General features: G+C 59.3%; 12 protein-coding genes. 6 read left to right on the forward strand and 6 right to left on the reverse strand.

What is annotated here, in order from left to right:
• The first annotated feature begins 91 nt into the window (after nucleotides 1–91).
• Nucleotides 92–1,198, forward strand: coding sequence for an NAD(P)H-dependent flavin oxidoreductase (locus tag HMPREF3130_RS10135; RefSeq protein ID WP_070429900.1), 1,107 nt, complete (start codon nucleotides 92–94; stop codon nucleotides 1,196–1,198).
• Nucleotides 1,199–1,313: 115 nt separating this feature from the next.
• Here the strand turns inward: HMPREF3130_RS10135 and HMPREF3130_RS10140 are convergent, their stop codons facing one another.
• From HMPREF3130_RS10140 to HMPREF3130_RS10165, 6 genes are all read right to left on the reverse strand, one after another.
• Complete coding sequence (locus HMPREF3130_RS10140) at nucleotides 1,314–2,510, reverse strand: globin domain-containing protein (protein ID WP_070429901.1); 1,197 nt, start codon at nucleotides 2,508–2,510, stop codon at nucleotides 1,314–1,316.
• A 201-nt stretch (nucleotides 2,511–2,711) separates the two neighbouring features.
• A complete protein-coding gene (locus tag HMPREF3130_RS10145; protein ID WP_016421628.1) occupies nucleotides 2,712–3,185 on the reverse strand; it encodes an Rrf2 family transcriptional regulator in 474 nt (157 codons plus the stop codon).
• Nucleotides 3,186–3,297: 112 nt separating this feature from the next.
• Complete coding sequence (locus HMPREF3130_RS10150; RefSeq protein WP_070429902.1) at nucleotides 3,298–5,133, reverse strand: phosphoenolpyruvate carboxykinase (GTP); 1,836 nt, start codon at nucleotides 5,131–5,133, stop codon at nucleotides 3,298–3,300.
• A gap of 299 nt (nucleotides 5,134–5,432) precedes the next feature.
• Complete coding sequence (locus HMPREF3130_RS10155; protein WP_070429903.1) at nucleotides 5,433–5,858, reverse strand: DUF6802 family protein; 426 nt, start codon at nucleotides 5,856–5,858, stop codon at nucleotides 5,433–5,435.
• 34 nt (nucleotides 5,859–5,892) lie between these two features.
• Nucleotides 5,893–6,921 (reverse strand): hypothetical protein, encoded by a 1,029-nt coding sequence (locus HMPREF3130_RS10160; RefSeq protein ID WP_070429904.1) that lies wholly within the window; start codon nucleotides 6,919–6,921, stop codon nucleotides 5,893–5,895.
• Nucleotides 6,903–7,445 (reverse strand): hypothetical protein, encoded by a 543-nt coding sequence (locus HMPREF3130_RS10165; protein ID WP_070429905.1) that lies wholly within the window; start codon nucleotides 7,443–7,445, stop codon nucleotides 6,903–6,905. The genes HMPREF3130_RS10160 and HMPREF3130_RS10165 overlap by 19 nt, the downstream gene beginning before the upstream one ends.
• 324 nt (nucleotides 7,446–7,769) lie before the next feature.
• Between HMPREF3130_RS10165 and trmB the strand changes: the two genes are divergently transcribed.
• The 5 genes from trmB (at nucleotide 7,770) to HMPREF3130_RS10190 (ending at nucleotide 12,445) form a co-directional block, all read left to right on the forward strand.
• Entirely contained in the window at nucleotides 7,770–8,618 is an 849-nt protein-coding gene (gene trmB, locus HMPREF3130_RS10170; protein WP_224784268.1) for a tRNA (guanosine(46)-N7)-methyltransferase TrmB, read from the forward strand.
• A 4-nt stretch (nucleotides 8,619–8,622) separates the two neighbouring features.
• Nucleotides 8,623–9,306: an NYN domain-containing protein gene (locus HMPREF3130_RS10175; RefSeq protein ID WP_005510460.1), complete on the forward strand. Its 684-nt coding sequence runs from the start codon at nucleotides 8,623–8,625 to the stop codon at nucleotides 9,304–9,306.
• 47 nt (nucleotides 9,307–9,353) lie between these two features.
• Complete coding sequence (locus HMPREF3130_RS10180; protein ID WP_049193158.1) at nucleotides 9,354–10,397, forward strand: lysylphosphatidylglycerol synthase transmembrane domain-containing protein; 1,044 nt, start codon at nucleotides 9,354–9,356, stop codon at nucleotides 10,395–10,397.
• A gap of 62 nt (nucleotides 10,398–10,459) precedes the next feature.
• Complete coding sequence (locus HMPREF3130_RS10185; protein ID WP_049171813.1) at nucleotides 10,460–10,831, forward strand: DUF3054 domain-containing protein; 372 nt, start codon at nucleotides 10,460–10,462, stop codon at nucleotides 10,829–10,831.
• Nucleotides 10,832–10,918: 87 nt separating this feature from the next.
• Complete coding sequence (locus HMPREF3130_RS10190; RefSeq protein ID WP_016421637.1) at nucleotides 10,919–12,445, forward strand: peptide MFS transporter; 1,527 nt, start codon at nucleotides 10,919–10,921, stop codon at nucleotides 12,443–12,445.
• The last annotated feature ends 205 nt before the right edge of the window (nucleotides 12,446–12,650 follow it).

Below are 12,650 nucleotides of genomic sequence, written 5' to 3' on the forward strand. Positions count from 1 at the left end.
GTAGCGCGGAGTCTATTGCGCAACGCCGTTCGTCGGCATTTGCCGGGTTCTCCCACATGGGGGAATCCGGCCTTAGTGTTACTCTCGCCCTATGAGCAGCACAACCTCGCAATCACCCGAAAACCTACGACGCTCATCAATCATCTTGGCACCGATGGCTGGAGGTCCATCCACGCCCGAACTCGTCGCTGCAGTTTCCAATGCTGGTGGGGTTGGCACGCTTGCCGCCGGCTATCTCACTGTTGAAAAGCTCACTGAACAGGCACGGCAGACGTGCGCGCTGCTTGACGACGGCAAAGGATTCGGCATCAACCTCTTCTGCCCGAACACGGCTGTCGCCGGTGCCGGAACCTCAGAGGAAGAACTTGCACAGTGGGCCGCGTTTCGCGGCCACTTAGCACAGGCTGCTGCCCACTTCGACACCGACATGCCTGACACTCCGACCTGGTCAGATGACTACTTCTCGGCGAAAGTCGAAGCAATTCTCGCTGATGATTTTCTGCCCAACCCCGATGCGCTGGAGTTCGTCTCCTTCACCTTTGGCTATCCAGATAAAGAGGTCATTGCTCGGGTAAAGGAATCTGGCCGCAAAGTGGTGCTGAATGCGACCTCGATCGAGGGGGTGCGGGCGGCGGCTGCAGCCGGCGCTGATCGCATTGTTCTGCAGGGATTAGCTGCGGGTGGACACCGCGCATTCGTGAAGGGCAAGGACTCGTCCGACAACATTGGGGCCTCTGTAGAAGAGCTCGCCCAAGCAGCCACCGAGGCGTGTGCAGTTACCGATGCACCCATCATCGCCGCTGGTGGGGTGGGTAACCGAGAGGACGTCGTCAAGCTTTTGGGTGCTGGGGCGACAGCTGTACAAGTTGGCACACGGTTCCTCACCACCGCAGAGGCGGGTACGAAGGAGACGCACCGACGGGCATTGCGTGAGCTCACGGAGCGCGACACCGTTTTGACCCACGCCTTTTCCGGCAAGCCCGCGCGGGCAATTGAGAACACGTTTACCCGGGCGTTTTCTAGGGTCGCGCCGGAACTTTATCCGCAATTGCACTACTTGACCACGCCAATCCGTGGTGCCGCGAATCAGGCCGGTGACCCTGAATATCTCAATTTGTGGGCAGGTATTGCGTTTGCGCAGTGCACGAATCAATATGCGGCGGATGTTGTTGCGGAGCTTTCCGGCTTGGCCGAGTAATACGAAGCCGCCGATGCTACAAACTGCAAAATGACCAGCCCCGGACATATATCGCGGCTGGTCATTTGGCTTTATTTGTGACGACGACTTTTATGGCGACGGCGCGGTTGTGGCGTTAAGCGTCTAGCAGCCAATCGTTCGGGCTGAACAGCTCGAAGTGAACGTTATCGCGAGCAACACCGCGATCGGCGAGCTGCTGGCGAATGGCCTGCAGGAAGCCGTTGCCACCACAGAGGTAGAACTGAGCGCCCTCCGGCAGCTCCGCATCCGCCAGATTCATCAAATCCGGCTCGTACCACACCTGCTGGCGAGCATTGGTCAGAGCGGCGACAGCATTGTCACGCTCTGCGCGCAGGGCATCTGCGGTTTCTGCACGGTCCGCGTGGAGGACGACAACATCTCGCTTAGAGTCGCCAGCCACCAGGGCATCCAACATGCCGATCATGGGAGTGGCACCAATACCTGCGGAAATAAGCACCACCGGGTCGTTTGATTTGGTGTCCAACACCAGGTCACCTGCCGGCAGAGAGATCTCGATGGCATCGCCCGGCTGCACCTTTCCCCACAGCTGTGTGGAAACTTCGCCAGCCGGCAGGTCCTCAGAGGCATCGACACGACGAACCGCGAAGGTCAGAACACCTTCCTTGCCGCCGACCAGAGAGTATTGACGTAGCTGGCCGGCGCCGTCCGGCATGGTCTGACGCACGGAAATGTACTGTCCCGGGAGGTAGGAAACGGGGGTTTCGTCGTCAAGCTTGACGGAGAATACTGCGACATCATCACCGCGCTCTTCACGAGAGACGACGTGAGCGGCGCGGAAAACATCACCTGCTTCGACGCCGAGGTCGTCATAGAGCCCCTTCTCGAAGTCGATGAGAACACGCTGCATCTCCAGGTAGACGGCATCCCATGCGTCGCGGACAGCCCCCTGAAAGACCTCTGGGGTGAGGATTTCCTCGATGGCATCGAAGAGGTGCTTGTGCACGATTGGGTACTGCTCCGGCTTGATGCCAACGGAAATGTGCTTGTGGCCGATGCGGGAAAGCAGTTCTTCCGGGGCAGGAGCGTCTGGGTCGACCAGCGTAGCTGCGAAGGTAGCGACGGATGCCGCCAGCGCCTTCTGCTGAGCCCCCTGCTTCTGGTTGCCGCGGTTGAAGGTATCGGCAATGAGTTCGGGGTGAGCAGCGAACATCCGGTTGTAGAAGTTCGGCGTGATTTTCTCGATGTTGGCACCGACGACGGGCAGGGTTTGGGTGACGACTTCGGCCTGCTCTGGAGTCAGGCCGTTCTTGTTGACATTCAGGTTTGGCATGACTTCACACTATCACCATATTGCGCATTTTGTTTGCGCAATATTGTTTGTTGGCGCCAAAACTAGTCTTTGCAGTTGCGAATCAACCGCTTTTAGCTGCAGAAACGGCGCCGCCAAAAGTCTTGACAGACAAGCTTCGACAGCACCACTCTCAGCTCTTTTCAAATCGAGATTAGGCCTTCAGTTCTACGCCTAAACCACCTAAACCGGACGAATATTGAGCCTCGACCCCTCAGACAAGCTACCTCCCTCGGAAGTATCACCATCCGCACCATCAACCGACTTGGCGGGAATGAGATCAGCAATCAACACCGGATCGAGTGCCGCGAAGAACGCCTCCTGTGCAGCCGCTAACTTGCCACGCAACAGGCACGTCGGCAGCAATGGACAGTCAGTGCCGACACAATCGACGACCTCGTTGTTTTCCAGAGTGCGCAGCAGCTTGCCGACGGATTTTTCCGTAGCCGAATCTCGCAGATAGATGCCACCATTGCGCCCCTTGACCGCTTCCAAGAAGCCGAGCTCCACAAGTCGCGAGACGACCTTGGAAACATGCGCGCGAGACGCATTGAGAGACTCCGCCACCTCAGCAGCGGTGTACTTCCGTCCCGGCTCCCCCATCGCCATCAAAGTGATGACACGCAGGCTCAAATCAGAGAAAAGCGTTAATTGCATTGCGTGTCACCCTTCATCGTTGTACTGCACAAACCACCCCCTTGCCAGCCACTTCGGGCAACAAGGGGGTGGTTCTATGTTCTAGCTTTTAGCAAGGCTAGCTAGCAAGATCTTAGTCCTGCAGGCTCTTCTCGATACGAGCCTTCAGAGCCTCGAACTCGTCCCAGACTTCCTGCGGAACGCGGTCGCCGAGGAACTTCAGCCACTCCTCGTTGTCCGGCAGGTCACCCTGCCACTTAGCAGCCGGTGCCTTCAGGGCTTCCTTGACATCTTCAAAGTCGATGTCCAGGCCAGTCAGGTCCAGGTCCTCTGCCTTAGCGGTGTGACCAACAACGGTCTCCTTGGCGCCAACACGGCCCTCAATGCGGTCGATGATCCACTTGAGAACGCGAGAGTTGTCACCGAAGCCCGGCCACAGGAAGCGGCCGTCTTCGCCGCGGCGGAACCAGTTGACCAGGAAGACCTCTGGCATCTTGTCGCCGCCCTTGACACCCATGTCAATCCAGTGCTGCAGGTAGTCACCGACGTTGTAGCCAATGAACGGCAGCATTGCCATCGGGTCATGGCGCAGGGAACCGACCTTGGCCTCAGCGGAAGCAGCGGTCTGGCCGGAAGCCAGGGTTGCACCGATGAAGGTTGCGTGGTTCCAGGACAGTGCCTGGGTCACCAGCGGCACAGTGTCCGGGCGGCGACCACCGAACAGGATGGCGTCGATCGGGACACCCTGCGGATCGTCGTACTCCGGTGCGGCGACCGGGCACTGCGAAATCGGGGTGCAGTAACGGGAGTTCGGGTGCGAGGACAGCTCGTCGGAATCCGGAGTCCAGTCATTGCCCTTCCAGTCAATGAGGTGCTCCGGCTTGCCTTCCATGCCTTCCCACCAGACGTCACCATCGTCGGTCAGCGCGACGTTGGTGAACAGGGTGTTACCGGCCTCCATGGTCTTCATGGCGTTCGGGTTGGAGGAGTAGTTGGTGCCCGGTGCAACACCGAAGAAGCCGTTCTCCGGGTTAACAGCGTACAGGCGACCGTCCTCACCGAACTTCAGCCATGCAATGTCGTCGCCGACGACCTCGGCCTTCCAGCCCTCGATGGTCGGAGTCAGCATAGCCAGGTTGGTCTTACCACATGCAGACGGGAATGCAGCGGCGATGTGGTAGGCCTTGCCCTCCGGATTAGTGAGCTTCAGGATGAGCATGTGCTCAGCCATCCAGCCCTCTTCCTTGGCCATGACCGAAGCGATACGCAGTGCGTAGCACTTCTTGGCCAGGATGGCGTTTCCGCCGTAGCCGGAACCGTAGGACCAAATCTCCTTGGTCTCCGGGAACTGGGTGATGTACTTCTCATCGTTGCACGGCCATGCAACGTCCTCCTGGCCCTCCTCCAGCGGAGCGCCAACGGAGTGCAGAGCGTGGACGAAGTCTCCGTCCGGGCCAATCTTGTCCAGGGCATCCTGGCCCATGCGGGTCATGATTCGCATAGAGAGAACCACGTACTCCGAGTCGGTCAGCTGAACACCCAGCTTCGGCTCCGGGTCGGTGATCGGACCCATGCAGAACGGAACGACGAACATGGTGCGGCCCTTCATGGAACCGCGGTAGTGCTCGGTCATTTCCTTCTTCAGCTCGACCGGATCCTCCCAGTTGTTGGTCGGGCCAGCGTCCTCTTCCTTTTCAGAAGCGATGAACGTGCGGGACTCCACACGAGCAACGTCCTTCGGGTTAGAGCGGGCAAGGAAAGAGTTCGGGCGCTTTTCCTCATTCAGCTTGATAAGAGTTCCCTTATCAACCAGGTCCTGGGTAAGGCGGTTCCACTCTTCTTCCGAGCCATCAGCAAAGACAACCTTGTCTGGCTGGGTCAGTTCTGCGACCTCAGCAATCCAGCGCAGCAGTTCGGCGTTCTCGGTCGGGGCCTGGCCCTCGAGACCAGGAATAGAAGGTGCGGACATCAGTTCTCCTGACTCATTGATTCGCGTCTTGATTTAAGGCTACCGGGGGATACCGAAAGTTGCCGGGCCCCACATCGACAATCGACTCGCTCCCCCATTTTGAAAGCCGTTACATCACGGCTTTACAACAAAAGATTTTCCCCGTCCCATTCTTGCGACCTGTTCATTTACGGCTATAACCAGCGAATAAGGCCAGCCTTACCGCACAAATTCACAACCATTAACCCTTTGACTGCAGTTACCCCCATTTGTAAGCAACTGGGACACGGGTACCCCCGTGCACAGCGTTCCCAAAGTCGTTAGTTCCAGCTGCCCCGGGCCGATTGCTCCCAGGAGTACGCATCCCACTTCCCCGCCGCTGGTGTCGCTTCCACTGCCGCTTTGCCAATCGCGTCAGCAGCCCTGACATCATCGCTGCTCCAGGACTCCCAAGTACCGTCAAAACGGACCGTCGTCACGTGATCCACCGCGCCGTCACCGTCCAAATCCGAATAGATTGACAACCCGGAGTCGTCGGCAAGCGTAATTGACCCCTCGTCGTCGCCGAGGTCGTAGAGCTGCCCATCGACCTCCACGACCAACCCGGCGCCACCAACGTCCGCAGACTGCCCATCAATCGGTGTCGCTGCCTCCAAACCACACGGCGTAGCGGGCGAACGCGCCTCCACCCCGCCATCGGACGCGGGTTGGTCGGAAAAGTACTGCAGTAATGAAAACTCATCCATCGTGATATCCCCCTATTTCTCTTCGCTGTCACAGCTATCGTGCAGGCGTTCCGGTGTACTCCGCCAGCTGCTCTATTCGCCATCCCGGACCCCGCGCACCAATGGCTTCGCGCACCGTCATCTCCACGGACTGTGTCCATTTTCGCCGCAGATGGGCAAGATAATTTGCCCGCCACTGCGCGGTGCGTTGGCGTGCGTTACGACGAATCGTTGCGCCCACCGCCACCACCGCAACACCGAGGCCTATTGCAAGTGCGACCAGCTGCGCCGCAAGCGTCGGCACCCCAATCCACATCAGCAATCCGTGGACGATCCGCACTGCACCGACCGCCACGCCAAGCGATGCCACCGCCACCAGAGCGTCCATGGCATAACTGGGGTGAGCTGGGCTTGCTGGAGCGGGCACTGAGATTTCCACACGAAGGCCCAATTCGTCGCCACACCGCTGTTGCAGCCGCGTCGCTGCGACCTCGGCACGCCCCTGAAGTTCCACCTGATCACCCGCGGGGCCGTCAGCCACTTCCTGGAGCGCATCCCGCACTGCACTCTCAGCTGCCAACTGCATCTTCCGCTGCAATCGCGCCGCCGCCCCGGCTCCGCGCGATCGCTCCTGCGCCAGCTGAGCTCGCACGTTTCGAGCCCGGCGCGCACTCAGTGTTTCCCCCGAGTTTCTGGGCGGGCCTTCTGCCAGCAGAACCAGGGTTCTGGCCATCCTCTCGTCCAGCGCTCCCATCGGGATTGTGCTGTCGATTTCCTGACGCCAGGCCTCGGCATACTCACCATTGCCAATCAGGCCAACTGCAACGCGGCCGGTGGCCTGGCTAATTGCTGCAACCGTGCTGACGCACTCCCGCGTGGGCTGCACCTCGCTGTCTGCAACATAGAGCACGACGGCGCTGCGTTTATCCACAAACTCCAGCCGACGTGGCGGCGTCGCAGTGTCAACGATCTGCGAGAAGTCCGCGCGGTCCGCCGCGTCCCCGGCTTTGGTGACAAGGAGCGGTAGCTGCTCAGACCCCTCCGCCGAGACCGGGCGTGGCTCAACTACGTCCGGTGTTGCCATAGCAACTCCTCCAGGCTGTCTCTAGCCGCGGGAAAGGCTGCCGCGATCTCAGTCAACTGCACTGCGAGTAGCCCGTCATCATTGCGTGATCCGCCTTCCGCACCGTAGCGTTCAGCAATCTTCCGCAACGCGGAACTGAACAAAAAAGTGTGTTCAGCTGTCTCGTTTGTGGTGATGTCGCAATACTCGTCGGCAAGCGAATGGCGAATCGGTTGTTGCTCGATGACCAGCGCGACAGGGGCGGACAGCTTGTCGGCCAGCTCCGCGTGACATTGCGAAAATGCCTCGCGCACAGCGGTTTCGCGCACGCCCCTGCGCAATCGCGCGCAGATTATCGGTGGCCGTTTCTCGCGCTCAAGCGCCTTGGCGACGCACACCTCCGCGCCGCTCGTGTTAGCGGTGTCCGAGTGCGCGGCCTGCCGTGATGACAGCCAGTCCACCACGGCAGCGCGCAACGACGACGATGTAGATCCCGTTGACGGCTGTGTTGTTTCCGTGACATCAGTTGCGGAAATAAGGTCCATCCGGCCTAGTCCCCTCCCATAAATCCCCTGCGTGGTTTAGTTAAAACCTGCGTAACCCCCATACGGCCCGTGGGCCAGATTCCGCGCCCTGAAACGCTGCGCTAGGCAGACCCCAAGCACCGCTTCAACCAACGAATAAGCGCGGCTTCGCGTTCAGCCTACAGCGGACCGCGGATTCGGCAAGTCGGCAAAACAAATTGCCCCGCCGTGCCGCCTATTCAGGACGACGCGGCATCGTCAACCGGCGTGAAACCGCCAGGACAACAACAAAAACCCTAGGGGCAATGATTGGATAGTTGGCCGATGTCGTGGACAATAGGGAACGTGACTACTTCTGATTTTTCTGAAAATATCGAACAGCCTGCGGTTTCGCAGCAATCTGAACCATTGCCAACTCGCGCGGACGAGCAGGCGGAACAACCGCATGAACGCCAGCCGAAGAAGGGCGAATTGCCTGCAGGTCGTCCGGAAAAGACCCAATTCGACGATGGTCTTGACTACCCGCGCATCGGCAATCTGTCCTTCCGCCGCGGCACTTTGACTCCCAACCAGGAAAAGATCTGGGAAGACAACTGGGACACGTACGGCAAGGTCCTCTCCGACGAAGTCATTGACGTGGAGGAATGGTTCGGCCGCAAGGGACCGACCATCGTCGAGATTGGCTGCGGCACCGGCACGTCCACCGTGGCTATGGCTCCGCAAGAACCGGACCACAACATCATCGCCGTTGAGCTCTACCGCCCTGGCCTGGCGAAACTGCTCTCCGCCACCGTGCGCAATGAGGTGTCGAACATCCGCATGGTCCGCGGCGACGGCGTCGAGGTCCTGCAGCGCATGATCGAGCCGGAGTCGCTGGCCGGCGTACGCCTGTTCTTCCCGGACCCGTGGCCGAAGGCACGCCACCACAAGCGCCGCATTGTGCAGTCCGGCACGTTGCGCCTGATTTCTTCGCGTCTGAAGCCCGGCGGCATTTTCCACGCCGCCACCGACCATGCGGACTACGCCGAATGGATCGAGGAGCTCCGCGAGGTCGAGCCGACGCTCGAGCCCATCGCCTGGCCCTGGCCGGAATCCCCCATGCTTCTCGACCGACCGACGACCAAGTTCGAAGCCCGCGGCCTGAACCTCGACCACGACATCCACGAGTTCATCTGGCGCAAGAAAGAGGCATAGGAACATGAGCACTACCCAAAACACCTCTGCCAGCTACAACACCACCGAGACGCACCCCACCGCACTGCTCGTGTGGGATGCCCCGAACTTGGACATGGGGCTCGGCGCCATTTTGGGCTCCCGCCCGACCGCCGCGCACCGCCCCCGCTTCGACGCCGTGGGCAAATGGCTTATCGACGAAGCCGAGCGCGTATCCCACAAAATCGGTTCCGATGTCCTCCCCGAGGCCACGGTGTTCACCAACGTCAACCCGGGCTCAGCGGAGATTGTCCGCCCCTGGGTCGAGGCTCTGCGCAATGTCGGTTTCGCGGTCTTCGCAAAGCCGAAGATCGAAGAGGACACCGACGTTGACCCGGACATGATTGCGCACATCCAACGGCGTTACGACGAGGGCGTGTTGCGCAGTGTCGTCGTTGCGTCCGCCGATGGCCAGAATTTCCAGGAGCTGCTGGAAAAGCTCGCATCCGAGGGGATTCGGGTAACCGTCATCGGTTTTCACGAGCACGCTTCCTGGGCGCTGGCCTCCGATGCGATTCGCTTCGTTGACCTGGAGGAAATCAAGGGCGTCTTCCGCGAGCCGCTACCGCGTATCGATCTCGACCGCCTGCCTGATGGCGGTGCGTGGCTGCAGCCGTTCCGTCCGCTCACTTCGTTGCTCAAGGAGCGCGACGGCAAGAACGACGACTAGGGAGACCACTGCGGCGACGTCTAGGGAAACGAACAGGCTTCTTATTTATGTCACGACTTAAAAAAGTCCTCAAAACCGGCAATTCGAGCTGGCTACGATCGATAATCCTCGTGGCCCTCGTGATTGCCGGTGTCGTCCTGACGGTAAGAAACTGGGACAGCGTCGTCCAGGGGCTCCAAATCCTTGCGGATGTCGACGCTAAGTGGCTGTTCATCGCTATTTTTTCCGTGGCTTTTTCGCTCTACGCGATGGCGGAAGTGATGCGTCTGCTGTTGCGAGCTGGAGGCGTAAAAGCAGCCACTCGCCGTAGCACCAATGCGCTAACCCTCGCATCCAACGCGTGGGCGGTCACCGTTCCCGGTGGTGCTGCATTCTCCACGGCGCTACAGATTAAGCGCATGATGCAGTGGGGCGCATCCGCGGTCCTTGTCAGCTGGTTCGTGCTTTTTTCGGGCGCGTTGTCGTTTTTAGGTCTGGCATTTCTGGGGCTTGGCAGCCTCTTCTTCGTCGGACAGGGTGGCACGACCGCGGTGCTCATCGCTATGGCAATTGCGGTTTTACTAGCCACCATTTTGCTGTGGCGGATTTCGCAGAACCCGGCTTTTCTCAACAAGACAGGCGCGTGGTGTCTGCGTGTCTTTAACAAGATTCGAAAGAAGCCCGCGGACACCGATGTCGACCGACTTGAAGAGTCCGTCAAACAGCTGACCAGCGTGAAGTTGCCCGTGCAAACTTTGGCTCTTTCCTTCACCTGGTCCTTTATCAACTGGGTCGCGGAAATTGTCTGTCTCTACGCCGCCATCCGTGCCGTTGGTGTCGATGACATCTCCGCTACGAAGGTGCTGCTGGCCTTCGTAACCGGCAAGCTCGCTGGTTTCATCCAGGCCACACCGGGCGGCATCGGCACTGTCGAGGCCGCTTTGACCGCGGCTCTCATCGCAGGCGGCACCACCGGCGCCGAGGCCTTTGCAGCGGTGCTGGTCTACCGCATCGTTTCCTTCGTCCTGGTGGCAATTGTGGGCTGGATTATCTACGCCCTCGGCTTCGACCACAAGGATCAGCCCGAGCATCAGCCAGTCGCTGACCGCTAATGGCTTCCTCGCCGCTGGTCGCTGGTCCCCCACCAATCTGAGGGGTCGCTAGACTAAGAAGCATGAACACACGCGTATCGACGTTCTTGATTGACATCCTCGCCATCTTTATTTTCGCCGTGTTAGCGCGCCTGGCTCACAACACTCCCGAGGATTCTTTTACCTTCATCAATATCCTCGATACCTGGTGGCCGTTCGCATTCGGTGTCCTCCTGGGCACCGCGCTGATTAAGAACGAGCCGAACCCGCGTGCAGTGAGTTCAGGCGCAATTGTGTGGCTCGGCACTGTCGTCGTCGGCCTAGCTGTGTGGGCCACCCGCAATTCGGCAGTCCCGCACTGGTCCTTCATTCTGGTTGCCTCAGTCATGAGCGCCTTGCTGCTGCTGGGTTGGCGAGCAGCGTCGAATGCGGTTGCTCGTAAGTCTCTGGACTAAGCCTTTGGCCCCGTTCCTAACCCTTCGATTTAGTTCACTGACTAAATCTGGTTTTTAATTTTTGCACTCCGCCTCGATAATTGAAGAATGGACAAATCTTCAGACGAGGCTCTCGGCAATCAACCAACTGCTGAGACCCAACGAACTCATAACCCCGCAGGGTCCAGCGAAGACCGCACCTTCATGGGCCAACCGTGGGGTCTCGCCAATCTCTTCGGCATCGAAATGTGGGAGCGCTTCAGCTTCTACGGCATGCAGGCCATCCTGGCTTTCTACATGTACTACGAGACCACTCAGGGCGGTCTCGGCCTGGACAAGGGTGCTGCTACCTCTATCGTCGGTGCTTACGGCGGTCTTGTCTACATGGCCGCACTCGTTGCCTCTCTGGTTGCTGACCGTATCCTTGGCTCGGAGCGGACACTGTTCTACTCCGCCATCCTGGTCATGTTTGGCCACATCTCCTTGGCATTCATCCCCGGCGTGATTGGCCTGGCTATTGGCCTTGTCTCCATCGCAATCGGCTCCGGCGGCGTGAAGACCAACGCACAGGTCGTGCTGGGTCAGCTCTACGCAAAGGACGACCCGCGTCGTGACGCCGGCTTCTCCATCTTCTACATGGGCGTCAATATCGGTGCCCTGTTCGGCCCACTGCTCACCGGCTGGATCTGGGGAATGAAGGGCTTCCACTGGGGCTTCGGCCTGGCCGCTATCGGTATGGCTGCCGGTCTGATTCAGTACATCCTGATGCGCAAGTCCACCATCGCCGAGGCTGGCCATGAGATTCCGAACCCGCTGCCGAAGAAGCAGTACCCGGTATGGATTGGCATCGCAGTGGTCATCACTGTTGTCTCGGTTACGCTGGTTTCCACCGGAATTGTTCCGGTCACGACTCTTTCCACTGTGGTCACAGTGATTGCACTGATCGCCGCTGTGGTGCTGTGGTGGCAGATGTACTCCTCGCCACTTACGACGAAATCGGAGAAGACTCGCCTGGTCGGCTTCATCCCGATGTTCGTCTCAGGCGTGCTGTTCTTCGGTATCTTCCAGCAGCAGTTCACGGTGCTGGCCATCTACTCGGACATCCGCCTCGACCGCGAGATCTTCGGTTGGGAAATGTCCCCGGCCTGGATTAACTCGATCAACCCGATCTTCATCATCGCCTTCTCGATGGTCTTTGCAGCCGCCTGGTCCAAGCTTGGTGACCGCCAGTGGTCCACCCCAGTGAAGTTCGGTGTCGCCAACATCATCATCGGTATCTCGCTGTTCTTCTTCATCCCATTCTCCGGTGGCGGTGAGAACTCCACTCCGCTGTATGCGATTATCTGGATTCTCTTCCTGTTCACCATGGGTGAGCTCATGCTGAGCCCGGTCGGCAACGCCCTTGCTACCAAGGTCGCTCCGGCAGCATTCCCGTCGCGCATGATGGCCGTCTGGCTGATGGCAGTCGCTATGGGTACTTCACTGGCAGGCACCCTGGCCGGCTTCTACAACTATGAGGATGCCGCTGCTGAGAACACCTTCTTCATCACCCTGGGTATCGCCTCGGTTGTCCTGGGCTTGATTCTGCTCGCACTGCGCAAGTGGATTGTCAAGGAGTTCGTCGACGTCCGGTAGGGCTGGCTCCGTAAGGCTGGCCCCCGCTCTGGCACAGCCCACGCCCACGCCCCTCCCCTCCTCCTCACTTCACGACACCTATGTCACCTCATGCCGCCTCCACAGATGGCACGTGGTGACATAGGTGTCGTGAAGTGTTTTTGGGTGGCCCTGAACATGCTTCGCCACAAACTTGCCACCAGCACAACCGCCATCCACAAGTTTT

Source organism: Corynebacterium sp. HMSC14B06 (assembly GCF_001807075.1).
GTDB classification, from domain to species: Bacteria; Actinomycetota; Actinomycetes; order Mycobacteriales; family Mycobacteriaceae; genus Corynebacterium; species Corynebacterium jeikeium_D.

Coding starts and splice junctions, on each gene's coding strand:
- HMPREF3130_RS10135 (WP_070429900.1), top strand. CDS start 92: ATGAGCAGCACAACCTCGCAATCACCCGAAAACCTACGACGCTCATCA.
- HMPREF3130_RS10140 (WP_070429901.1), bottom strand. CDS start 2,510: ATGCCAAACCTGAATGTCAACAAGAACGGCCTGACTCCAGAGCAGGCC.
- HMPREF3130_RS10145 (WP_016421628.1), bottom strand. CDS start 3,185: ATGCAATTAACGCTTTTCTCTGATTTGAGCCTGCGTGTCATCACTTTG.
- HMPREF3130_RS10150 (WP_070429902.1), bottom strand. CDS start 5,133: ATGTCCGCACCTTCTATTCCTGGTCTCGAGGGCCAGGCCCCGACCGAG.
- HMPREF3130_RS10155 (WP_070429903.1), bottom strand. CDS start 5,858: ATGGATGAGTTTTCATTACTGCAGTACTTTTCCGACCAACCCGCGTCC.
- HMPREF3130_RS10160 (WP_070429904.1), bottom strand. CDS start 6,921: ATGGCAACACCGGACGTAGTTGAGCCACGCCCGGTCTCGGCGGAGGGG.
- HMPREF3130_RS10165 (WP_070429905.1), bottom strand. CDS start 7,445: ATGGACCTTATTTCCGCAACTGATGTCACGGAAACAACACAGCCGTCA.
- HMPREF3130_RS10175 (WP_005510460.1), top strand. CDS start 8,623: ATGAGCACTACCCAAAACACCTCTGCCAGCTACAACACCACCGAGACG.
- HMPREF3130_RS10180 (WP_049193158.1), top strand. CDS start 9,354: ATGTCACGACTTAAAAAAGTCCTCAAAACCGGCAATTCGAGCTGGCTA.
- HMPREF3130_RS10185 (WP_049171813.1), top strand. CDS start 10,460: ATGAACACACGCGTATCGACGTTCTTGATTGACATCCTCGCCATCTTT.
- HMPREF3130_RS10190 (WP_016421637.1), top strand. CDS start 10,919: ATGGACAAATCTTCAGACGAGGCTCTCGGCAATCAACCAACTGCTGAG.